This window comes from Streptomyces sp. PA03-3a (assembly GCF_033792735.1).
Classification (GTDB): Bacteria; Actinomycetota; Actinomycetes; order Streptomycetales; family Streptomycetaceae; genus Actinacidiphila.
Window position 1 is genome coordinate 1 of record NZ_JARAVM010000035.1, and the last position, 22,624, is coordinate 22,624.

The window sequence follows — 22,624 nt, forward strand, 5'->3', positions numbered from 1 at the left end:
CACCGACCAACGTCAGGTGAACTGGCAGTTCACCACCCACGACGCACGCACCAAACTCCGCCACCTATACCCCACACATTAGCTGCGACAGTCTACTAGTGCTCTGACCGCAAAGGTGCACCTGGTTTGCTGCACTCCTGGCGGGGACTACTTCTTGCGCTGGCTGTCGATGTCGGCAGACAGCACGACCATGTTGTGCAGATGCGTGTAGTACTTGGCCGCGTACTCGTCGTCGATCGCCGGAAGGACCTTCTCGAACGCCGACGTCAGCCGCGTCAAACGTGCGTGGGCCTGCTCGCTGAGCAGGTCTTCGTGGACACAGGCGGCGTAGGCATAGGCGTCCGAGTCGAGCATCACCATGTCCCGGCCCTCGATGTCCAGGCCGCGGAAGCCGGGCGGGAACGGCCTGGCCATGTGCTCTGCCATCATCTGCGCAAGCGCGTCGAGCTTCTCATCAAGCATGGGGAGATCCTGCCAGGCAACCCGGCGAACCTTTGCGGTCACAGCACTAGCCGCCGGCTATTTGGCCAGTACCTACGCTGACCGCAACGAACTGCTGGTCGGCGTCGACGTCCTGCTCGCCGACCTCGACTACCACCCGGACCGGGTCCCGGCCTTCGAGCGGGCATGGGAACGCCTGGGGTTCCATCTCGGGTTCGAAGCCCAGCGACCCGAGCTCTCCACCGGCAACGGCCCGGATGTTCTGTGGGCCATCGGCGACCTGAAGTACCTCGTCCTGGAGGCCAAGTCGGGCGCCACCTCAGACAAGATCTGGCGCAGCGACGTCGCCCAGCTCGCCCACTCCATGAACGGGTTCCAGCAGACCTACGACCATTCGTGCAGCGCCACCCCGGTGATGCTGCACCGGGTGAACACCCTGGAGTACAACGCCGTGGCCCCTCCCGGCACGCGCATCATCACCACCGGCACCATGGGACAACTGGCGGACGCGGTGCGCAAGGCGACCATGGCCCTCGCTGACGCGGGTAGCTGGAGCGACCCGAAGGCGGTGGCCGAGCAGTACACCGCCCAGCGCCTCCTGCCGCAGGGTCTTGCCCAGAGCTTTAGCGTCACCCCCCGCTGACGCCGAAGCCCAAGGGCCTTGTCGGCCCGGACCTCGGGTCCGGGCCGACACTGCCCGCTACGTCCCGGCCCCCGTCGTTAGAGTCGGCGAATGCCTGCACCGACTGCCCCCACACCTCCCGCAGGACAGCCGCGCACAGGTCCTGGAAGGCCCGCCAGCCCAAGGTTGCAGGGTAAACCGGGGAGAGCCTGCAGCCACGACTTCGCCTGCGCTGCTCACGCGCCGTCCCCGCTGTCGTGTTCATCGGCGTCATGGTCGGCGAGTGCGGCCATTGCCTCCCACATTGCCTCATCGTCGTAGTCCGGCACCACCAGGTCGGGCTCGAGGCTGTCACTGTCCGGGTCGAGCTCCTGGGAGTGGGCCAGGACCTCGACCAGGAACCGTCGCGCGGCCTTCAGTAGGCCGGGATCCTCCAGCCACAACCCGAATTCCAGGCTGCGGCGGGAGCTCTCCGTGCCGTTGGCACTGCCCAGCCAGAGCCGATGTGGCGTGAAGCCGGTGACATCCGCCACGCCCCCCAGGCCGTCCTCGTCGTGCCACCACAGCTCACCCAGCAACATCATCTTGGTGTGGAGGATCGGGACAAGATGGTTCCCGGCCCTGCGGTAACCCAGGGTGCGCAGCGCAGGCAACCGGATGTACTCCTGCGGTGAACCGGGATCCAGCAGCGAAGCCTTGCCACCCTGGTGGAAGCGCAGCTCCTCCAGCTCAGAGAAAGCACGAACCGGGAAACCGGCCGCGTCTCTCACCGCCTCAGCGACCTTGCGTAGCGTTTACCCCGTGGTTGCTTGCTCACCACCATGCAAGCGGAAGGGAACTCGGCGATGCGCTGCAGCAACTCCGGATCGTCCACCCACAAGAAGGACCCGAGCATCGCGGGCCCTAGCCTCGATCTTGCATGAGGGTCCGTCAGCTTGCTGACGGACCCTTTCGGCTCGTTCGGGGGCCGAGATTCCTGCAGGTGGGCAGGCTGGTGGCCCGGCTGTCGCGTCGGGTGGGCGCCGGGTTCCACGGCTCCGGTCGGGTGGTGCTGCTTGTAGGGACGCGAAGTTACTGGTCAGCCAGGGTTTGGCAGGGCCTCGAGCCGTTGCAGGGCTTCGGTGATCATGCTGGTCCAGGGCCAGTGCTTGGCGAAGCGGAGGATGCGGCGGCGTCCGGTGGTGACGAGCTGAGCGGCCGCGGAGAACAGCCGCAGCCGCAGGCGGCGGAGTTCCCATCGACGTGCGGCGCCGGTCAGCGCCAGCATCGGCATCCAGGCCAACAGGTCCAGGGCGATCTGGACGATCTCCAGCCAGATCTGGTTCTGCGCGCCGCCGTGCAGGGGCAGGTTGCGTAGGCCGGTGGCGCGGGCGGCGCGGATGCGGTCCTCGGCCCTCGCGCGCTGGCGGTGTCGCAGTTCGAGTGCCGCGATCGGGACGTTCTTGGTGTTGGTGGCGAACGCGTCAGGCGCATGCCGTCGGCGTCGGTCAGGCGCAACTGGGCGCCGGGGTGCGGCCGTTCCTTCCGCACGATCAGCCGCATCCCTTTCGGCCAGCCCTTGAGGCAGTCGCCGTCGAGTTCGGCGATCCAGGCGCCGTCGCGGATCTCGCCGTCCGGCTCGACGGCCGGCGTCCAGGCCGATGCCGGGACCTTCAAAACGGCCTGGTGGATGGCATCGGTGATGGTCATGCCGACCGAGTAGGACAGCCACCGGCCGCGGGTGGACAGCCAGTCGACGAACTCGTGGGTGCCGCCGCCGGAGTCGGTGCGGATCAGCGTCTGCCGTCCGCGCCGGTACTTCTTCGGCAGCTGTTTCAGGGCGAGCCGGGCGGCTTCGATGTGGTCGGCGGCGGTGTTGCTGCCGGCATTCCCGGGCCGCAGCAGCCCGGCCACCGGCTCCCCGGACCCGCCCCGACCGTGGTCGACGAACCCCATCAGCGGATGGTGCCCGAAGGTCTTCTTCCAGGTCGCGGCCGCGTCCTGCTTCTCCGAATGCGCGACAACCAGCACTCCGTCCAGGTCCACGACCACCTGCCCGGCCGCGTCCGGCGCCGCGTCACCGGCCAACGTCCATACATGTTCGCGGACGTGAGCGCGGGCCTGCCGCAGTGCGGTCAGCGCCTGCTTCCCGCTCGACGCCAGCGTGTCGATCAGCCGTGACACCGTCGGATCGGAGGCCACCGGCCCGAACACTGCAGGTTCGGCCCGCAGCATGCCGACGTCAACCAGGCAGTCCCCACCCAGCGCGACCGCCAGCGCCACATCCAGCGGGATCTTGCCCGGGTCGTGCACCGCCCGAGGCTTGTGCCACGGCGCCAGCGCCGCCGATATTGCCTGATCCAGACCGTCTTGCGGATCGTCTCTACCAGCAGCACACCGCCGGCCTGGGAGACCACCCGGCGACCACCGCCTTCGGTACGGACACGCGGGTAGGAGCCGATACGCTTCTTCACCTGGAGAGTGCTTCTTTCATGCGACGACCTGGACCCTAGACAAGTCCCATCGTTGCAGGTCAGGAGCACTCTTCTCGTTTCTGATCACCCACCGGACGCCCCGCCTTGCGAAAGCCCGAGGCTAGATCAGGCCAGAGTGCCGCACCAGGACGAGGACGCCGATCGCACATTTCGTTGCTGTACAGCAGTGATGTACAGCAACCACCGCCCCCGCGACCGACCGTCACCAGCCCTCAACGACCGGCTGGCGTGCCCGGCAGACCTCAGCGACCGTCGTGCCCTTAGTTCGCATCGAGGGGGTCACCACCGCGGACCGTGCCACTCTCGTGCCAGAACAGGCGGGGAGTCAGGGGGAATCACGGCACGCAAGGGGAAGCGCCGCCGACTCCATCCATGGTGGGGAACCGACAGGTCAGGCCGTGATGTCCCCAGCTCGCTCCTAACTAGGCCTCAGGGTCGGCAGAAGTGCGCCTGTAGTAGCACGAGTAGGCACTGTCGGGCTCCCCGTACTCCGGGACACTCCCGCTCATCCACAGCTCCCCGTTCTCCACATAGAACGACAGAAAGCTGGGGTCCTTACCCTTCTCGAAACCAAGCACCAGATAGGGTGTCAGGCCGGGGTCCTTGTTGACCGCATGCCATTTCCCGTCGGTCGAACGGCGCGTCACCTTCGAGTCCGATCCGGGGCCGGACCACTCGACCGGAAAGTCCTTGACGGAAAAGGTGTAGTCGTCACGCAGCCGAATGACCGGAAGCGGCGATTTACATTCCTGCCCCCCGTCCCACCGGCCGACCAATTCGGAATGAGTGACGCTCTCTGGAGTGGCGACGGGTTTGCCTGTCCAACAAGCGGTCGAGGCGAGTACCGTCAAGGTGACAGTCGCAATGCTTGCACTGATGCGAAATATGTCGAATTTCACGCTGCCTGCTCCCAGCCGTTGGATGGCACCCAGTATGCCGGTCGATGATCCGAAAGAGACGGCCTACTAACCTCGATCTTTCGTGATCAGCCGTCGGTGCGAGCCGGCGGCTGATTCGCGCGGTGGCTGGGTTCGGGCACGGCGAGGGCCCGGCTGTCGCGCCGGGTGGGCGCCGGGTTCCACGGCTCCGGTGGGTGGTGCTGCTCGTAGGGATGGGAAGTTGGGTCAGCCTGGGTTCGGTAGGGCTGCGAGCCGTTGTAGGGCTTGGTTGATCAGGTTTGTCCAGGGCCAGTGCTGGGCGAGGCGGAGGAAGCGGCGGCGTCCGGTGGTGACGAGTTGTGCGGCGGTGGAGAACAGTCGGAGTCGGACCGGCATCGTCCTACCGAGTGGCCAGCTACGACCCGGTGACCAAGGCTCCCGTCTACCAGCGGGTCTCCGCCTCGACCTACGACAAGCTGGGCCGGCCGGTCCTGGTCCGCGACTCCAGGGACCTTCACGGCCCAGTCCTGGCGTTCCCCCGGGGGAGTGGGCGGCGTTCCTCGCCGACCTGCCGGAGCAGGCCTGACACAGCAAAGGCGCCCGTTCTCCTCCGAGAGGGCGGGGCGCCCGCTGTCTTACGAGGCGCTCGTCGGTCCCACTACGCCGTAGGGCAAAGGCTCACGGGCAGCTCTCTCCGAACTTCACAGCAGTGAAGGCGACAGGCTGACCGTGGAGGGCGACACCAGCCGCTGGGCTCTGCGTACAGACCTGCCAGTTCGACTCCAACAAGACCATGCGGTCGTCGCTGCTCGCGTCGGCCACCGTGATCGATGTAGACGAGTCCAGGGCTGCCCGGGCGGTGTTCACTGAATCACCGACGAAGTTGGGCATCTTGGTTCCGGCGGCGGCGGGAGCCTTCTTCTCGGTGGCAGGGCACACTTCCTCCAGCTTTACAGCACCAAAGTCCAATGTGGTGTCCATGGGGATCGTCTTGCCAGCCTTGTAGTTCTGCGAGCAGACCTGCCAGTTCCGGTCGAACACCTGGTTCCGGTCGCGACCGAGGGCGTCGTGAGAGATGAGGCTGTAAAACCCCTTCTCCTGTGCGGCGTCCTGCGCGGACTGCAGTCCCATGCCGACGAAGTTGGGCATGGTTGCCCGCTTCGGTTCAGCCTTGACGCTGGGCGTAGGCGTAGGCGTAGGCGTCTGCATCGGTGTGGCGGAAGCGCTCGTTTCAACAGCCGCGCGTGGCGCGCTAGTAGGTGCCGACGGCGCTGCATTGGCCGATCCCTTGGGGGTGCTGGCGGTGCCGTTGCCGCTGTCGATGGCGCTACCGATGGCGCCGATGACGAGGACGGCTCCCACGATGCCGCCGATGATGGCCCACTTCTGGCTCTTCTTGGGCGGCCGTGGCGCAGGTTGCCCACCCCACCCGGGCTGCGGGTTCGGCGGCGCACCCCACCCAGGTTGCGGGTTCGGCGGAGTACCCCAACCGGGCTGTGGATTGGGCTGGGTTGGCTGCTTGTCCCAGGTCAAGTTGTCCCCCTCATGGTGGTGCATAGAGCGATGACCGTAACGCCCGAGGCCGCAATTGTGTGAGCAACCTGTGCGACTAGTGACGAACTTGTGATGAATCCGGGCCGCGGATGTCGCACTGGGGATGAGTCCCGCTCGCGGTGGCTGCAAGAGGTCACGGGAGTCCTGGTCGGCTCCAATAGATCCCCGGGCATGGAGGGGTGGAAGTTCTGGTGGGGCGTCGCGGCCTTCTTCTTGGGCAGCCTGTCTACGCAGTTAAACGGCTGGCCTACGTGGCCGGCGTTCCTAGCCGACCTGCCAGACCAGGCCTGACAGCACAGAAGCGCCCGTCCCATGCAAGCTGGTGGGCGGGCGCTCAGTCATGGCTGGACGCCTGGCTGCATCTTCCCGCTGACAGCTGATACGGGGAAGATCACCACATGAAGAAGAAGCGTAAGGGCGCTCGAACCTGGAAAGAGCGCGTCGCTGACCTCGCAGCCGCAAAGGTTGAATAGGTCGCACGCCAGCGCGGACCAGCCCTGTTCGCGATCCCCTTGCGGGAACGCGCCCTGGAGACCTTCGGGACCTTCGGCGTCAGGAGTCGAAATGGATGTTCAGCCAGCAGTTCTCAGCGTGGTGAACAGCGGAGCCGACTCCTGCGAACCACTGCACAAGGTCGGGCGGGAACTGCGTGCTGGCTGGTCGCGCACGAACCGTGGGGCGAGGAGGAGCACGAGCATTTCGCGGCCCTGTGGGCGGCCATGGAGTTCCGGCTGCGGGACGGCACTTGGAACGTCGTCCATGGACCGTTCCGCAGCACCGACGACAATGGTGACCTGGTTTCGAGGGCCGTGGGCGAGATGCCGTCCGCGGTCTTCGAGGTCTGGGCCGCTTACGCCCGGCACCCCAGCTATGACGCCCACTCTGTCAGATGCCCGGATCCGCACCTATCAGTGATTCACGAGTTGCGACGTCCGCTGTACACGGGTTTGGGATGCACCCGGATCCACGGTCGTGTGGTATTCACGAGTTTTGACGTCACCGCAGGGCTTGCCCCGGCGATGTGGGCGGCGTTCTGGGCACGTCATGCCCGGAACATCCGCGTCACGTTCTACCTGCTGAGATCAGTTGGTTTGTCGAGCCGTGTCAGCTTCTGGGGGTTGGATGTCGCGTAGATCCGGGTGATGCGCCCGTTCTCGATCACGAGGCTGACCGCGGCACGTCCGCTGTCGGATTCGATCTGGATCGCAGGGGTGCCGTTGAGCCACACCGTTGTGGTCTCGGATCCGGCCCGGTCCGTGCCGGCGAGCATCGTCGCCACGAGCTCGGCCCCATGGATGGGGGTTAGTGCGGCGGCCGTGAGCCCGCCGCCGTCGGCGATGAGGACCACGTCCGGCGCCATGATCTCCAGAAGGTCCTGGATGCGCCCGGTGTGCAGCGCGGCGACGAACCGGGCCACCACGGCCTTGTGCTCCGACCGGCTCACGCTGACGCGTGGCTTCCGAGCGGCGACGTGGTTCCGGGCCCGCCGGGCGATCTGCCGAACGGCAGCGGGGGTTTTGCCCACGGCCTCGGCGACCTCGTCGTGCGGCATGTCGAAGACTTCGCGGAGGACGAACACCGCGCGTTCCACCGGTCCGAGCGTCTCCAGGACGGTCAGCATCGCGATGGAGACGGTTTCCGCGAGTTCGACGTCCTCGGCGACGTCGGGGTGGGTCAGCAAGGGTTCTGGCAGCCACTCGCCGACATAGTCCTCGCGGCGGCGTGAGAGTGTACGTATGCGGTTGAGTGCCTGCCGGGTGACGGCCCGGACGAGGTAGGCCCGCGGGTCGTGGACCTGTGACCGGCCGACGTCGGCCCACCGCAGCCAGGTCTCCTGTAGCACGTCCTCCGCGTCGGCCGCCGGGCTCTTGCCAGGTCCTGGTGGCCGGTGGCCGGCGCGGTCGCGACCCGGTGGGCGTGGAAGGCCGCGAGGTGCTCGGGCGTGAGCTGGTTCGGCACGGCCGGCGGCTGCGGCAGGCAGGCGAGAAACCGCATCAGGCGGACCAGGGACCCCCAGCCCGTGCTCGCCGCGGCGCGGGTGCGCAGACCACCAGCTGGGCCGGTCCGTGCGGCGAAAGCGGCGGCCAGAGCCCGGTGCCAGCCCGGCAGCGGCAGCCGGGAGACATCGAAGACCGCGCGGCGCCCGTCGTCCCCGTGGAAAGACACCACCAGCGTGCCGTTCATCTCCTGCTGCACGGGGACATCTGGCGTGTAGGTCCCGGTGGGCATCGCGGCCGGGCGCCCCGGGCCGGTGCTGCCCCGGCCCCGCCGGCTCACCCCGAAACCCCGGACGTACCGGCCGGAGCGCGGGTGTCGTCCCCGATCCCAGGCAGCGGCGTATCGCGGGGATCTTCCCAAGTGTCGGGCACCAGCGCCATCCGGGTCTCCATCTCCAGTTCCTGCAGCGCGTGCAGATAGACAGTCGTCGTCACCACGGAGCGGTGGCCCAGCCTGCGGCGGACCCAGTTCAGGGGGTCACCGAAGATGCGCGTGTACTGACCGCGCTGCGCGGCATTGAGCTGGCCGAGAGCCGCGATGTGGCCCCGCTGCAACTGTTCCAGGGTCACCACGGCAAAGCTGTGCCGCAGCAGATGGGCGTGGCACGACAGCGCGACCCCCTGCGCCCGGCAGCGCCTGTTGGCCCCGGCGAAGACGCTCTTCCACGTCGACACCGCCAGCGGCTGACCCCCCTCACCCAGCCAGAACAGCGCCGGCTCCAGACCCTGGCCACCCTCCACCAGCAGGCGGCGCCGCTCTTCGGGCACAAGCTCCCGCACATTCACCACGCGGCCGGTGGCGCTCCCGGCCACCCGCGCCAGATGCGGCCGCGCCGGATCGTCGACGACCACGGGGCGGCGCCATCGCCGGTAAGCACCGGCCGCACGCGCCTCCGCCACCACCTGCGCCCGGTCCAGCTCGACATAGGCCGCCAGCTCGCGCACCACACTGTCCGGGACATAGATCCACCGGGCGGAGAAGTACTTCGCTATCGCCCCAGGCAGCCAGAACCGCTGGTACCCACCCGCCCCGGGCCCGCCCGGCACCTCCAGCGTCGTCAGATGGGCCTGCTCCGACAGCCGCATCCCGGTGCGCACCATCAAGTCGGCGAAAGCCGCGTTCCGTGCCGCCCAGCGCCCCCTGAACCGCCCCGACGGCAACCCGCCGGGCCCGTACCCACGCAGCCCCACGTCCCGCCACAGCCGGTACGACGCCGGCGGCAGCCACTCGACCCGCTCCCCGCCCCCGTCATGCGCGTACGTCGCAGGCACAGACTCCCGCACCCGGGCCCCGGACGGCACGCCCCAGGGAGCCGGCCTGGACGGCCGGTGCGGGATGGGTACCTCGCCGATCTGCCCCTGCCCGGCAGCCCACACGAAGAACTGATTGACGTGGGAGACGTCCTGACTCCACGTTCCACCCGACACTCGCGGGCCGGCCGCATCCCGCCGACGCCACTGGTGATACGCCAGATGATCAGCCTCCGTGACCTCCCGCCACCCCCGCCCACCCCGCGCCCGGTACACGAACGTCAAGAACCCGGCCAGCGCCCGCGCCCGGTTGGCATTGCTGTTCCACGGGGCACCCATCAACTGCACCCGGTGGAAATACGAGTTGAGCGCCACGTCGTACTCCCACCGCGGCGACAGCAGGAAGGGCAGCCCATCAGGCAGACCCGTCTCCTCCAGCCACACCTCCAGGTCGCCCGTAAGCCCCCGCAGCGCCGGCGCGACTGGCTCCGGCTGCACCACGTCTCGCGACGTGAAGTGCACCGTCCACGCCGGCTCACGCATACCCGGGTTGGTTCCTTCCGCTTCTGCACGGCTCACCTGATAGAGCTGACCGCGGCTTGTGTACGTCCGGTCACTGACCGCTTCCCGCACCAGTTAAGCCCGTGCTGACTCCAGTACCGGCAAAACCGGCAAACGCACCGTCGAGGATGCTCGAATGCCTCAAAATGGCTGGCGCGTGCAGCCTCGGGGCGAGTGCTCTGACAGACACCGCCCTGCCCCGCGTGGCCGGCATGGCCGCGAAGCGTCTTGGACCGCCATTGTGCGGACGTCCACGACCAGCCCAACGACCCATTTCTGCTCTGTCCGAGGGTCGTGCTCGACGCGCGGGCGGAAGCCGAAGGTAGGAGCCCGCCCAGGACGAGTCGGACGAGCCCACGCGGGACGACGTACGTGAGGCAGTACGCGCCGCCGTCGGTGGAAACCGCGGCGTCCTCCTCACCGCCCCCGCAAAGGAGCTCGATCAGCCGGACACCAAGCGCGTCCGCCAGCTGCTCGCCGTCGCCGTCATCCCGGTGGCCGACGGGGTGCGGACCCGGGCGGGGAAAGGGCCGGGCGTCCACGTCCGTGACCTGCCGCCGGGCTTCTCCCCCGACCCGGAAGAGGGCCCAGTCGAGGATGTCGGTACAGGTCAATCTGCCAACGCCACGTACGTGGAGGAGATCGGGGGAGGGGCTGGGCTGGTGATCAAAACGGACGCGGGCCGCCGTTATTAGGTCGCCAAAGGGTGTTGATAGTAGCCGTTGCTCTACCGGTCATGGTGAGCGTGGGTTCGAGTGTGGCTTCCTGGGTGGGTGATCTTTCGGCCGAGTACGCATGACAGCAGGGCCTCCTGTGCAGCTCGGGGTTGTCGAGACCAACGAGCGCCCAGGAGGCCCTGTTGTCGCAGTTCTACGCCCTCGCGTCGGCCGGGTCCAACTCAGCCACTCTGCCGTGTGATTGTCTCGCGCACGTGTACGGCAGCGCGGCCGATCGTCCGCAACGCGTTCGACGCTATCCGTCGGATATGACGGACGCCGAGTGGGCGGTGGTGCGGGAGCTGCTGCCGGTGCCGGGGTGGCTGGAGGGCAGGGGCGGGCAGCCGGAGGGCTACTGCCATCGGCAGATGGTCGACGCGGTCCGCTATCTGGTCGCGGGCGGTATCACCTGGCGGGCGATGCCCGCGGACTTCCCGGCCTGGGACCGGGTCTACGCGTTCTGGCGACGCTGGCGGGACAAGGGCCTGATCATTGAACTCCACGACCGGCTGCGCGACCGCCTGCGCAGTATCGAGGGACGGGATCCGGAGCCGACCGCGGGCGTCATCGACGCCCAGTCGGTGAAGGCGGCAGCGTCGGTGCCGGCCGCCACGCGGGGCTTCGACGCAGGAAAGAAAGTCAACGGCCGCAAGCGGCACATCGTGGTGGACACCCTCGGTCTGCTGCTGGCCGTCACGGTCACCGCGGCGTCGGTCACCGATCGCGAGGCCGGACAGACACTGTTGGCCCGGCTGCGGCAGCGGCACTGGCGGATCACGCGGGTGTGGGACGACGGCGGCTACACCGGGCAGCTCGTCGACCTCGCCCGCAGCATCCTGCGGATCGCCCTGACCGTGGTCAAGCGCAGCGACGACACCAGCGGATTCACGGTGCTGCCCAAGAGGTGGCTGGTTGAGCGCACGTTCGCGTGGCTGATGCGCACCCGCCGCCTGGCCCGCGACTACGAGACCCGCACCGACAGTTCGGAGGCGATGATCTACTGGTCGATGAGCATGGCCAAGCGGGGACGCTGTACATCCCCGGACTCTCCTCGGCCAGCCAGCCCCGCGCCACCAGACGCTTGGCCTTCGACCGCACCCCTCGACCTCCGCCGGCACCGGCTGGAGACCGAGCGCCACCGCCAGCTGCCGGCAGTCCATCCCTCCTCCTTGCGCGGCCTTCTTCGACGCCTGTTACCACGTCTCGCCCGAACAGCTCGCCGCTGGTACTCGCATAGCCTGCCTGCATCCCTACGGCATCAACCTGCTGTTGCAGCGCCGGGTCAAGCACTTCAGCCGGGTCACCGTCGAGACACACAAATTCTATGAAGCGAATTTGGGTGTGTACGAAGAGGCCGACCTCATCGAGGACTGGTGCATCGAACGCGAAGACCAAGGCGTCAAGGCGGACGAAGCAGTTGCCGAGTGTGTCGCCTGGCTGCGGGAGAAGGTTGGTGAACGCCGGCGCCAAGAGCTCCTGGCCGACGCGCAGCAGCGCAGCAGTGTGCGTAAGCAGATGCACGACCGGCTCAGGCAGCTGCGCTCGCAGAGCTGACTGTGAGCCCACAGCCGAGGTTTCTGGCGGCGGTGGGTGGTCAACCCCAGGTCGAGGCCCCGCAGCGTTCCCCGTCGCTGCGGGGCCTTCGTCATTCCGCTGCGGCGGGTATGCCCTCCCTGAGGCTCTGAAGCAGGTCGAGCTTCAACGACACACCCGCGTCATCTGTGAAGTGCAGGATCGGACGGAGGGCTGACAAAGAGGCCCTGTCGTCCATAGGCGGGGAGTAGAAGAAGAACTGCTTGCCGGCCTTCACAGCGAGCGCAGGCAGATCGCCGTCGTAGGCGATGGCACGGCTTACCCATGCGGCTAACCTCACGCTTGCCGCGTGATCAACGAAGCGGGTTCACCATCAGGGGGTAGGCCCACGCACAATCACGGACAACCCGGATTGTCGGAACCAGTGGCAACGGCATGAACGTCTTTGCTATACCTGCGGAAAGGCTGGCCAGGGGGAAGGCGGGACGGCGTGTCACGGCCGTGGAAGATCGTGCTGATCGTGGTCGGGGTGGCCTGCATCGGGGCGACGCCTATGGTGTGGTTGCTGAATGGCCCGGGGACCGGGGAACTGGTCGGAGCGTCATTGCAGGTAGGCACCGGGGTTGCAGGGCTGGTGTGGGCGTGGTTGCAGCCCCGGCAGGGGGATTCGGCCACGGATACCGGCCATGCGACGGCGTCCGGTGGCGGGTCGGCGCACACCGGCATCCGCAGGCGAGGTGGGGCGGGAACGGGTTCGGCGATGGTGGATCGGACTGGTGGCGCAACGGCTGACGGGTCCGGCAGCAGTGCTGGCACCGGGATCGACTACAGCTGATCTCGGGGAGCAGGTTGATGGAGGACGAGAACGGTTCGGGAGACGCACGGGTGGGCGTCGAGGTGCGGGACAGCGGCGACGCCCGCGCGACGGAGGGCGGCACCGCGATCACCGGAGTCGGCGCGGCGGCGGCCGTCGCGCCCAGCTCCGTCTCAGTCAGGGCGACGGGGGCGGCGCACGCCTCGCACGGTGGGGTGGCAATCACCGGATACGTGGCGGGCGACGTTCGTGTGACGCTGCCTTCCCCACAATCCTGCTCGATTCAGAACTCCGTCCTGCCCGGTGAGCGGCGCCCGCGTCTGTTCGGGCGCGAGGCGGTGATCTCCGCCGGCCTTGACGTGCTGCGGCGCGCAGACGATGGTGGCCGTGCGGCGGTGGTGGTGACCGGGGCTCCTGGCATAGGTAAGAGCGACGTAGCCCTGCGCATGTGCCGGCTTGCGGCGGAGTGGTACCCGGACGGCCAGTTCCACATCAATCTCGCATTGTCGGCCATCCCCACGGACCTCGTGTCGTCGATACTCCATGCGCTCATCCCGCCTGAGCCTCCCCTGCCGGATCGCCGTGACCAGCGGCTGGCGCTGCTCCGGACGACGCTCGCCGACAAGCGCGTCCTGCTGCTCGTCGACGACATCGTCTCGGAGGAGGCGCTCCTTGAGATCCTCTCCGTCGACGGTCCGTTCGCCCTGGTGGGGACCAGCCGCGTCAAGCTCAGCGGGCTCAGCGGCCTGGTCTGCCTCATGGACCTCGGCCCACTGTCGGCAGCGTCCAGCGAGGAGCTTGTACGGTCGGTTGCCGGCTCCGGCCGGCTGACTGACGAGCAGACGGCCGCGCTGTCGGCGGCGTGCGCCGGTCACCCGCTTGCCCTGCACATCGCCGCGGCGCACCTGGCCCGCCGGCCACGCGTGAACGCCGACCGCTACCTGGCGGAGATCACCAACCCCGACCGCAGCGTCAAGGCTCTCGTCGCCGGCCAGACCGCGCTGCAGCCGGTGTTCCAGCAGAGCTTCGACGCGCTCGAACGCGACCAGGCACAGGTCTTCACCGCACTTGGCGTCCTGCCGCACATGTCGTTCACCGTCGATGTCGTTGCAGCGTGCATCGCACCGCCTCCGCTGGACGAGGTCAACGAAGTCAACCTTGTGGACGCGGCTGCGCTCCTCGATTCGCTGGTCGAGCTCAGCCTCATCGAGCAGCTCGACGACGACCGATTCGTGATGCACGAGATTCAGCACCGTTTTGCCCGGCTGACGTCCGCGCCATGGCCACAGACGCAACGGGCGGATGTGGTCCGTCATGCCTGTCTCGTCACAGCCTTCCGTGTGCGGTCGTCTACCGATGCGATCGGTTTCCTGGACGAGGAAGCCACTGTGCTCGCCGAGAGCAGTGTCGAAGCGCTGCGGTCGCTGGATGCGGACCGTCCCGGCGCGGTCGCGCTCGTCGAGACGGCCCGGCAATACGAAGTCTGGGACCACCTGATACTTCTCGCCTTCGCGCTCACCGAACACCTGCGGGTTGCCAGTCACTGGAAGGAGCTAGACCGCGTCTACCAGTGCGTACAAGAGGGCGGGGAGCTGGCCGGGCACGCCAACTGGACGGCCACGGCACTGTACAACCGGGCCGTAGTTGCCGGGCACCTCGGCGAGAGCCAGGATGCGGCGGATCTATTCCACCGCTGCGCCGAAACGGCGCGTGTGGCCAACGATGCCGAGCACCTATTCATGGCGCAGCTCGGCCTGGGGACGCTGCTGATCAACCTGGGGCGACCCCGCGACGCCGTCCCGTACCTGCGCCTCGGATTGCACTTCTGGCGGACCGTAGGGAATTGTCAGGCTCTCGCGCTCGCCTTGGGAAACCTGGGCCAGGCGTACCTGGCGGTAGGACAGACACGTAGGGCCGAGAATTACCTGCGCAACAGCCGGGACCTGAGCCGGAGCAGCGGCCTCGGGGAGACACTCGCCACCCGGTCGATCGCCAAACTGCTGAGCAGCACGGGCCGCGAGGCGGAGGCGGCGGAGGAGTCCGTTCGGGACATTGAACGGGCACGGGCCATCGGCAGCCGGGAATGGGAGGCGCAGGCGCTGATGGACCTCGCGGCGGTCCCGGCAAATGCTCGGCCGGAGTCTGCTCCGGCCGAGCCGCTCGAGGGCGCCCTATCCATCCACCAGGAGACCGGTGACATGCAGGGCCAGGTCCGGGCGTTGTTCCGGCTGGGTGAAGAAGCCGCGCACCGCGCCGACCTCGACCGGGCCGCGACCTACCTCGGGCAGTGCGCCGAGCTCGCCATCCGCATCGGCGATCATCAACATGCGGTGCGCTCCCTGACTTATCTCGCCTCGTACAGCGGCGGCATCGGCCACCACGACACGGCGGAATCGCAGTTCAAGGTAGCGTCGGACATGGCCCAAGAGTCTGGCAATCCAGTTCTTCAGGCAGATGTTCTACAGAAGCAGGCCCAGTTGCTGTGGCACCGAGGGAGGGTCGGAGACGCCGTCCGCCTCCTGAACCAAGCGGAGCAGTCTCTCGCTGGCACCGACGAGAGTCGAGCACTTGCCCAGATGCGGGCGGCCCTGGGCGAAGCCCTGGTTGCCGCGGGGCAGTGGCAGGACGGTGCTCGCATGTTGCGGTCCGTAGTCTCCGACTTCAGCGATGCCGCCTCCCCCAGCACCCGAGCCCGGGCGACCCGCGCACTGGCTGTCCTCCACTCACGACGCGGCCAGCACACCGAGGCCCTGTCCTCGATCAGCAGGGCACTTGACGACTGCGAGCGGCACGAAGACATCGAAGGCGTCCTGCACTGTCGGATGGCACTGGGTAGCATCCACGCCCGGGCAGGGCGGTGGGCAGAAGCAGCCGATCAGTACGAACAGACCGCGCGAGTCGCCGCCGAGCGCAAAGATCTCCATCTCCTCCTCTCCGCTCGCGCGCACACCGCAACTTGTATGATGCATATAGGCAGCCGGGACGATGCCCTCGCCCTGATGACCAAGAACATCCCGCTTGCCCAAAAGCTCGGCATGGACAGTGTGCTGACATCCCTGCACACCAATTTTGGGGCCTGCCACGCCGAGGCCGGCGACCACCTGGCTGCGGCCGCGTCCTTCCGCACTGCTCTGCAGATCAGCGAACGTCTCGACGACGACCCCCTGCGGGCCATTTGCCTCCTCAACCTGGCTCGTGCTGAGAAGGCTCTCCACGCGCCGGAGTCAGCGCGTTTGCGCGCCCAGCAGGCCTTCGTGCTCCATCAGGCACTCGGTAACTGGCCTGAGGCGGGCGAGGCTCTGGTCTTTTTGGGTGCACTCCACCGTGAGACGGACCCGGACGGCACCGTGCCCAGCCTGGTGGAACTGGTGGGCGGCGGCCCGGTCGGCCTGCGCGTCCTTGAATCACTCCGTGCTCGCGCCCTCCGGGAAGTACGCGACGACGCCGAGGTGCCGTCCCCTGCCCTGCCCGGGCTGCGCAGCGTGCGGATCTCCGAAACCGTGCAGCGGGCTCTGGCCGCATTCGACCTTGAGGCGCTCAAGCTTCGGTTCGCCACCTCCCGGCAGTACTGCACGATGTGCAACCTGATCATCGATGAGTCCGGCGAGGCCGAACTCCTCAGCCTCCGCCACCCGGACGTCCACCACCCGATGCTCCGCCTCGCGCACTCTCACTGCCATCTCTCAGATGTGATCGAACTGACCGGACCAGCCCCCGGCCGCTCCCCGGATCGCGTCGACGCCGAATGCATCCTTTTCGGCGGCGATCGCGCTGGCATCGTCCTCGACTGCCACGGCGGTTGGGGAACAATCGACGGCGGCCGCCGCATTGAGGACGTCAGCCTCCGGCTCTTCATGGAATCGGGCTTCACCAACCTGGGCACCCTCTACGACGACAACGGCGGCAAGCCCCTCGACCTTCGCGACCTCCCACCCGTCTCCGGCCGGGACCTTCAGGCCTGCCTGGTCGACAACAAACTCACAATCAGTAGTCCATACGGAAACCTGCTGCTGGAGATGCCGCTGAGCTTCCTACCGCGCTGGTACGAGCGGGCCCATCATGGCTCGCTGATCGTCATTGCTGGTCGGAACCTTCCGGGCATGGTGGCGGACAATCCCACATACCTGGAGCGTGCCATTCTCCTCGGGCAGGCCGTTGGGGCAGTCGTGCCGCTCACAGTGGTGCGGCCGCGCAGAAATGCACCGTGCCCCTGCATGATGCGGCAAGGGCGGAAGTTCAAGCACTGCTGCAGCGGGCGGGCGGTGTCGGCGAGTCCGGGATGAGGCGACGCCGGTCACGTTGACATCGTTGTGTGTTGTGGTTGGCGTCTCCAGCGCGTGCTCTGCTCTGCACGAGGCACCTGGCTGTGCAGGACGGGCCTATTCGTTGACGATTCCGGTGATGGCGGTGGAGCCGGGTCCGGCGGCCTCCGCGTCTCCGGTGTACGCGACCTTCGACGGGCCGGGACGGCAACCGCTGGCGTTCCGGATTCCGGTTACCGCGCTGCTGCCGTCGCGGGCCTTCGCGTTACCGGTCTCGATGGCTGTGTCACCGACCGAGGTGGTGAGAGACTCAAGGAGCGCGCGCAACTCTGCTGCCGTACCGGACTGTTCGGTTCCCTCAAGGCGGTCCAGTAGGGCCTCGAACCGTCCGGCCCATAGCCCTTCCTGTCGCGCCCGCTCCATGTCGGCATCGCCTGACCGCGGGGGTGTCAGGGCTTGCGCGGTGCAATCGAGGCGTACGAGTTCCGCCCTCACGCGCACGGCGTCACCGCGGCCGACCAACTCCGCGGTACGACGCTGCGTTACGGGCCAGAGCGTGGTTCCCACGGCCTGGACCACTGCCCGTCCGCATTCTGTCGCCAGCGCCGTCATCTCTTCAAACAGCATGCTCGCCCCCATTCGCGGCCGCACGCCGCAAGAAAACCTTTCACGACTAACCATGTACACGTTCGGAATCGTTGAGAAGTTTCCGCGGCGACAGCGGCGAGGAGCGCGTGCTGCACCTCCGAACGGTCCTGCGGGTCCGCGGCCTGACTCGCCCGCTGATCGCACAGCGGGTCCAGCAGCGCGTTGGCGATCCTTGGGGAAGACGACAGTCCCACGCCATGCGGACGCTGTCCCACAGCGTCTGCCGTTGTTGGGCGAGCCCGTCATGCAGAGCACGGCTCGTCCACGCCCGCTCCGCCCAGGTCCCAGGATCACCTCGGCGGGCACCGGGGGAGAACGCCATCGTGACTTTCAGGAGGGCCGTGGCGGGCGGGCATGCACCTTGCTGCACGCTGCGGCGCGGCAGCCTCCCACATGCGACATCGCCCCGGCGAGGAGGAGTGGGGTGGGTAGAGTCGGGGGCGTGTTTGACGCTGGGGAACGAGAGCGTGTCCGCGAGCGGTTGCTGCTTCTCGCGGGCGTGGACCCTGCGGTGGTGGGTGCCGCGATGACGGGGTCTGAAGCCGTTGGCGCTGCCGATCGCTGGTCGGACCTCGACCTTGCGTTCGCTGTTGACGGCGAACCCGGCCCCGTGCTGGAGCGGTGGACGGCAACGCTCTACGAAGACTTCTCCGCCCGGCACCACTGGGACCTGCCCTCGGGCTCCACGATCTACCGGGTGTTCCTCCTGCCCGGCTGGCTCGAGATCGACATCGCGTTCACCCCGGCCGGAGAGTTCGGACCACTCGGGCCGGCCTGGCGCACCGTCTTCGGCCCAACCGTCCCCCTCAGGCAAGGCGATCCTCCCGGCCACGACCATCTCGTCGGATTGGCCTGGCACCATGCGCTCCACGCTCGGACCTCCATCGAACGCAGCCGCTACTGGCAGGCCGAGTACTGGATCAGTGCCGTCCGCGATCAGGTGATCGCACTCGCCTGCCTCCGCCTCGGCCACCCCACCGCCCATGCCAAGGGCGCCCACCTGCTCCCGCAGAACCTCACCGCCGAGCTCCACCAGACGCTGATCCGCTCGCTGGACGACACGGAACTGCGCCGGGCCTTGGCCGCCGTGCTGACCGCACTGGCACGCGAACTGGAACGCACCGACCGGGCGCTGTCAGCACGGCTTGAGCCCATGCTGGCCGAACTCGCCGGCCAGTAATTGCACTCTGCCACCAGGACCGCATCGGGCTTTGGACCAGCGCTGCTGTACGGGCGCTGCTCACGGGTCCGGATTGCGGGCTGCACCGTGTGCTGGAGGGCTGTGCACGCCCGCTATGGAGTTGAGGGGGGAAGCCGACCCCGGCAGGGTGGCTGGCAGCTCGGCACCACGGGGGAGAGGGTTTCGGGGGCCTTGCTGTACATACAATCACAATACTCACGGCGAAGCCCTGCGAGTGTCGCGTCCCCAGGCTCTGTTCGGCCCGTGCGACGCCTCGTGCCGGTGGCGGGGCGGGATTGCCGCTTGGCGTCAGTAGGCCAGCGGGCCCGGCTGCCTGGACGAGGCAGACGCTCAGGTTTCAGGCGCCGTTCCACAGACCCAGCCATCGCAGACGGCGTTGACGGCGTCGCCCGTACAGCGCCGTGAGTCCGAAGATGCCACCGAGCAGGAGGCTTCCGACGGGCGCGATGAGGAAATCCGACGGCTGTACTCCCGGCAGGACCAGGAAGTAGGCGGCGCAACCCGTTCCTGCCAGAAGGGCCAGAACAAGCGGGTGCCGGGCCGCGAACTTCTGCGTCCGTGTGGGCGGGCGCTCACCACCCAGGAAGCGGTCCACGGCCCAAAAAGCACGGACAAGCTCTCGGCCTATCTCTGACATGACCGAGAGCGTAGCGCCCTCAGCAGGCGATTTTCATTCGGTAGCCCTGCAATCAGCTCACGCCCGCTCAGCGCCATGCGAACGGTTGACGGCACTGTACAAGGGCCAGCGCGGTACCCCCGTCCCGTCGCTGTCCAAGCACTGCGCCTGGACCCACGCGCTCAGCCCCACATCAGGACAATGCGTGAAATCAACCAGCCTTCGATACGGCTGGCCGGTCGCTCAAAACGGTCTACGCCCACTCCACCCCCAGTTCGGCGAGGGCGGCACGCTGCTCCACGGTGAGCTTGTCCCGCCGCTGCTTGGTGTTGGAGATCCATACGCCGAGCCTTACGGTCACTGGCTCTTCCTGGCCGTCGACCGCAATCGGTTCACCGTGCCCGCGGGGTACGGGCCGCCCCGCTCCTTCGCGCTCGATCCATTGCGCGAGTGCTGCCAGACCACGCTGGAACGCCTGCTGCGCCTTGCTCGATCCCTGCGCTGTGCCCTTCGGTGCCGCGCCCGCGCGCTCGCTCGGCGGGGTGGGTTGGATGCCGAGTGCGGTGAGCCGTTGCTGTTGTTCGGTGCTGAGCTGGGCCCAGTCCCGCGATTGTCGGGCGATGAACGCCCCAAGGTCATCACCTTCGTAGACGACGCCGGGTTGGATGCCGGCGACCGAGTGGTCGGGTTCGGTCTCGGCGAGGTCGCGTAGTACGGCGTAGTGGCGTTGCCAGTCCAGGGGCCAGGGGCAGTTCCAGTCGGGATCGATGGCGGCCAGCTGCTCCGCGCGGTCCGCCGCTCGTGCGGGGTCTTTGCCCAGGCCGCCCTGCCGTCTCAGGTTGGCCAGGTGCTGCCCTACCGGCACCGGCTTGCTCCCGTTGTCGAAGGCTTCGCCCCACATGGCGTCCTGCCTGGGAGCCAAGTGCCCGTGAGCTCGCTGGAAGGAGCGGAACGCGGCGAGTTTGGTTTCCCAGGCTTGGTCGCCGGGTTCCCAGACCATGCCGGCTTCCGGCTCGTCGAGCAGCTTTCTGCGTCGTTCTTCGAGTTCCCCGGTCCGGAGGGCGCGGCGTTGCTGGTTGACCCAGCGTCCGAGGGGGAACCGCGTCACACCCATTGCGACCTCGGTGTCGTAGGGCACGGCGTACAGCCCCGTGATGCCGTTCTCCTGGCGCCAGCGTCGGAGGGCTTGGTAGCCCTCGAGCCAGACCAGGGATTCGGGGCGGTAGACGCGGGTGCGCAGGAACGCGGCGATGGTGGCGGGGTCGCGGGGGGTGGCGAAGTTCAGCAGCGCCGACTCCACCGCGGCCCCCGCCCCTGTCCGGCCCTCCGCAGCGCCCTGGCCCTGGCTCTCCCCGGCCGTGCTGCCGCCGACATTGATGATGCGGCCTTCCACGTCGCGCAGGACATGTACTTTTCGCGGGCCTCTGGTGCGGGCGCGGTTGGCGAGCTGCTCCACCAGTCGCTCGTCGTGTGAGCGCAGGCCTTGCAGGACCGCGACAAGGGGGGCGTAGGAGGCGGAGGCGATCATGTCGGTGGGGTCTTCGCCGGGCTGGAGGAAGACGGGCACGATGATGCGGGCCACCTTGGCCCGGCCGTCGGAGTTGGGTCGCAGGGCGCGGCCGATGTTCTGCACGATCTCGACCTGCGAGCCGCGGGTGTCCGCGAAGCACACGGCCTCGACACCCCGCTCACCGACGATGTCCACGCCCTCCCCAAGCACACGCACGCTGGCCAGGAACGCCCGGTGCACCCGCCTGCCCTGCGCGTCGGTGCCGTTGGCGAACTGCCGGATCGCCTCACGCCGCTCCGCCACGAAATGGTCGCCGCACAGCCACTGCGCCCAGACCCGGTCCGGTGGTACGTGCCGGTGCGCGGCGAGGTCGTAGAAGTCGGCGTCGATCGACGACGCCGGCAGTGAGCCAGCTTCGGCCAGGGCGTACTCGGAGACTTCCGACGTGAACAGCTCGGCTGCGGTTTCCGGGAGCTTGACGGCGAACGCGGCGGCTTCCTCGACGCGCTGGTGGAACGTCATGACCGTGCGGAGGTTGTGGGCGGCGGCGTGTTCCAGCAGCGCGGTCTGCAGCAGCGCGAGGCGCCGGCCCCGCATTGCCTCCTCGGAGGCTCCCAGGGTGAGGTCGGGGTCCTGGATCTCCAGGACGTCGATCTCGAAGCCGGCGAGGATGCCCCGCTCGACCGCCTCCGACAGCCCCAGCTCGAAGATCCACTCCCCGTAAGGGCCGGCCGGGTCGGAGACCATCGAGGCGATCTCCAGCTCGGTCCCGTCCTTGCCCTTCGGCGGCCGCGGCGCGGCCAGGATCCGCGGAGTCGCGGTCATGTACAGCCGGAAGGCGACGGGGATGCGGGTGTTGTCGTGGATCGCGCCCCACGGCCGACCCAGGTCCCCGGCAACGCCGTGCGCCTCGTCGAGTGTCGACTTTCTCTCTAGTTACGACATGCTCGATGCGCTGACCTTGGGTATTTGAGTTACATATATGTAGCTCTGGTCTGCCGTCTGACCTGGTGTGGTGTGCTGCAGGGGCGCTTGATACCCGGCTCCGTGTCGCTCTGACCTGTGGTGCTGCAACTGGGCGGAGGATGTTGTGACTACGGGGATAACCTTTTGGGTGCTGCGGAACTACAGCCCGGAAGTGACCATGAAGGTTGGTGCAGGGCTAGCGCCCGAGCCCTGTCTGGATAGTGGGACCCGACCAGGGTTCGGGTCCGGCGCCTGGCGGTCGACGGACCGCGCGGATTCGCCGTGCCAAATGTCTGCAGGTCGCTTCCGGAAGTACCCCGGCTCCTTTGCCCCGCCGTAAGCCCCCTTATGGCGAAACCATTGCCCTCGACCGTCTGCCGGCCTCGCTTGCAGCGGAGGGGGGCGGCCTACCAAGGGCAACTGCCCACCGAGGGCGCCCAGCGCCCGAGGGGTGCGCGGAGCGCAGGGCAGGCGGCAGGAAAGGGCGGTCCAGCGCGCCCTAGGCGCTGGCGTGGGGTCCGGGGCCGCGTAGGCCCCGGTTGGGGCCGTAGGCCCGCCCAAGCTGCTGTCTGATCTCGCC

Annotated in this window: 13 protein-coding genes and 3 pseudogenes; 5 read left to right on the top strand and 11 right to left on the bottom strand. The window is 67.9% G+C overall.

Translation table 11 applies throughout. The features are described from left to right. Positions 1-147 precede the first annotated feature (147 nt). Entirely contained in the window at positions 148-462 is a 315-nt protein-coding gene (locus PV342_RS32485) for a hypothetical protein (protein ID WP_500319784.1), read from the bottom strand. Between the two features lie 61 nt (positions 463-523). On the opposite strand from PV342_RS32485, the gene PV342_RS32490 reads away from it, so the two are divergent. Further along, on the top strand, positions 524-1,084 hold the full coding sequence (locus PV342_RS32490; protein WP_500319786.1) for a hypothetical protein: 561 nt from the start codon (positions 524-526) through the stop codon (positions 1,082-1,084). Between the two features lie 215 nt (positions 1,085-1,299). Here the strand turns inward: PV342_RS32490 and PV342_RS32495 are convergent, their stop codons facing one another. The 7 genes and pseudogenes from PV342_RS32495 to PV342_RS32525 form a co-directional block, all read right to left on the bottom strand. Further along, positions 1,300-1,833 carry a hypothetical protein gene (locus PV342_RS32495; protein WP_500319787.1) on the bottom strand — a complete coding sequence of 178 codons (534 nt, stop codon included), beginning with the start codon at positions 1,831-1,833 and terminating at the stop codon, positions 1,300-1,302. Positions 1,834-2,141: 308 nt separating this feature from the next. Next, a pseudogene (locus PV342_RS32500) lies at positions 2,142-3,516 on the bottom strand (IS1380 family transposase). A 443-nt stretch (positions 3,517-3,959) separates the two neighbouring features. After that, on the bottom strand, positions 3,960-4,436 hold the full coding sequence (locus PV342_RS32505; RefSeq protein WP_500319788.1) for a hypothetical protein: 477 nt from the start codon (positions 4,434-4,436) through the stop codon (positions 3,960-3,962). 225 nt (positions 4,437-4,661) lie between these two features. Continuing rightward, positions 4,662-4,802: pseudogene (locus tag PV342_RS32510) on the bottom strand (IS1380 family transposase); the annotation flags it as partial. 291 nt (positions 4,803-5,093) lie between these two features. Further along, the gene (locus PV342_RS32515) at positions 5,094-5,777 is read right to left on the bottom strand and encodes a hypothetical protein (RefSeq protein WP_500319790.1); all 684 of its coding nucleotides are present in this window, start codon (positions 5,775-5,777) and stop codon (positions 5,094-5,096) included. 1,261 nt (positions 5,778-7,038) lie between these two features. Then, positions 7,039-7,830 (bottom strand): annotated as a pseudogene (locus PV342_RS32520) (sigma-70 family RNA polymerase sigma factor); the annotation flags it as partial. A gap of 412 nt (positions 7,831-8,242) precedes the next feature. After that, entirely contained in the window at positions 8,243-9,760 is a 1,518-nt protein-coding gene (locus PV342_RS32525) for a site-specific integrase (RefSeq protein ID WP_500319792.1), read from the bottom strand. An 877-nt stretch (positions 9,761-10,637) separates the two neighbouring features. On the opposite strand from PV342_RS32525, the gene PV342_RS32530 reads away from it, so the two are divergent. The 3 genes from PV342_RS32530 to PV342_RS32540 all read left to right on the top strand — a co-directional run bounded on the left by PV342_RS32530 (position 10,638) and on the right by PV342_RS32540 (position 17,124). After that, entirely contained in the window at positions 10,638-11,822 is a 1,185-nt protein-coding gene (locus PV342_RS32530) for an IS5 family transposase (RefSeq protein ID WP_500319794.1), read from the top strand. A 7-nt stretch (positions 11,823-11,829) separates the two neighbouring features. Continuing rightward, complete coding sequence (locus PV342_RS32535; RefSeq protein ID WP_500319796.1) at positions 11,830-12,048, top strand: hypothetical protein; 219 nt, start codon at positions 11,830-11,832, stop codon at positions 12,046-12,048. Between the two features lie 831 nt (positions 12,049-12,879). After that, positions 12,880-17,124 carry a tetratricopeptide repeat protein gene (locus PV342_RS32540; protein WP_500319798.1) on the top strand — a complete coding sequence of 1,415 codons (4,245 nt, stop codon included), beginning with the start codon at positions 12,880-12,882 and terminating at the stop codon, positions 17,122-17,124. Between the two features lie 96 nt (positions 17,125-17,220). Here the strand turns inward: PV342_RS32540 and PV342_RS32545 are convergent, their stop codons facing one another. Beyond that, entirely contained in the window at positions 17,221-17,730 is a 510-nt protein-coding gene (locus PV342_RS32545; RefSeq protein WP_500319800.1) for a hypothetical protein, read from the bottom strand. A 463-nt stretch (positions 17,731-18,193) separates the two neighbouring features. Here PV342_RS32545 and PV342_RS32550 point away from each other — a divergent pair, with 463 nt between their 5' ends. Continuing rightward, positions 18,194-18,931, top strand: coding sequence for a hypothetical protein (locus tag PV342_RS32550; protein WP_500319801.1), 738 nt, complete (start codon positions 18,194-18,196; stop codon positions 18,929-18,931). A 358-nt stretch (positions 18,932-19,289) separates the two neighbouring features. Here the strand turns inward: PV342_RS32550 and PV342_RS32555 are convergent, their stop codons facing one another. Continuing rightward, positions 19,290-19,547 carry a hypothetical protein gene (locus tag PV342_RS32555; RefSeq protein ID WP_500319803.1) on the bottom strand — a complete coding sequence of 86 codons (258 nt, stop codon included), beginning with the start codon at positions 19,545-19,547 and terminating at the stop codon, positions 19,290-19,292. 274 nt (positions 19,548-19,821) lie between these two features. Then, positions 19,822-21,903: a helicase associated domain-containing protein gene (locus tag PV342_RS32560; protein ID WP_500319805.1), complete on the bottom strand. Its 2,082-nt coding sequence runs from the start codon at positions 21,901-21,903 to the stop codon at positions 19,822-19,824. Positions 21,904-22,624 lie beyond the last annotated feature (721 nt).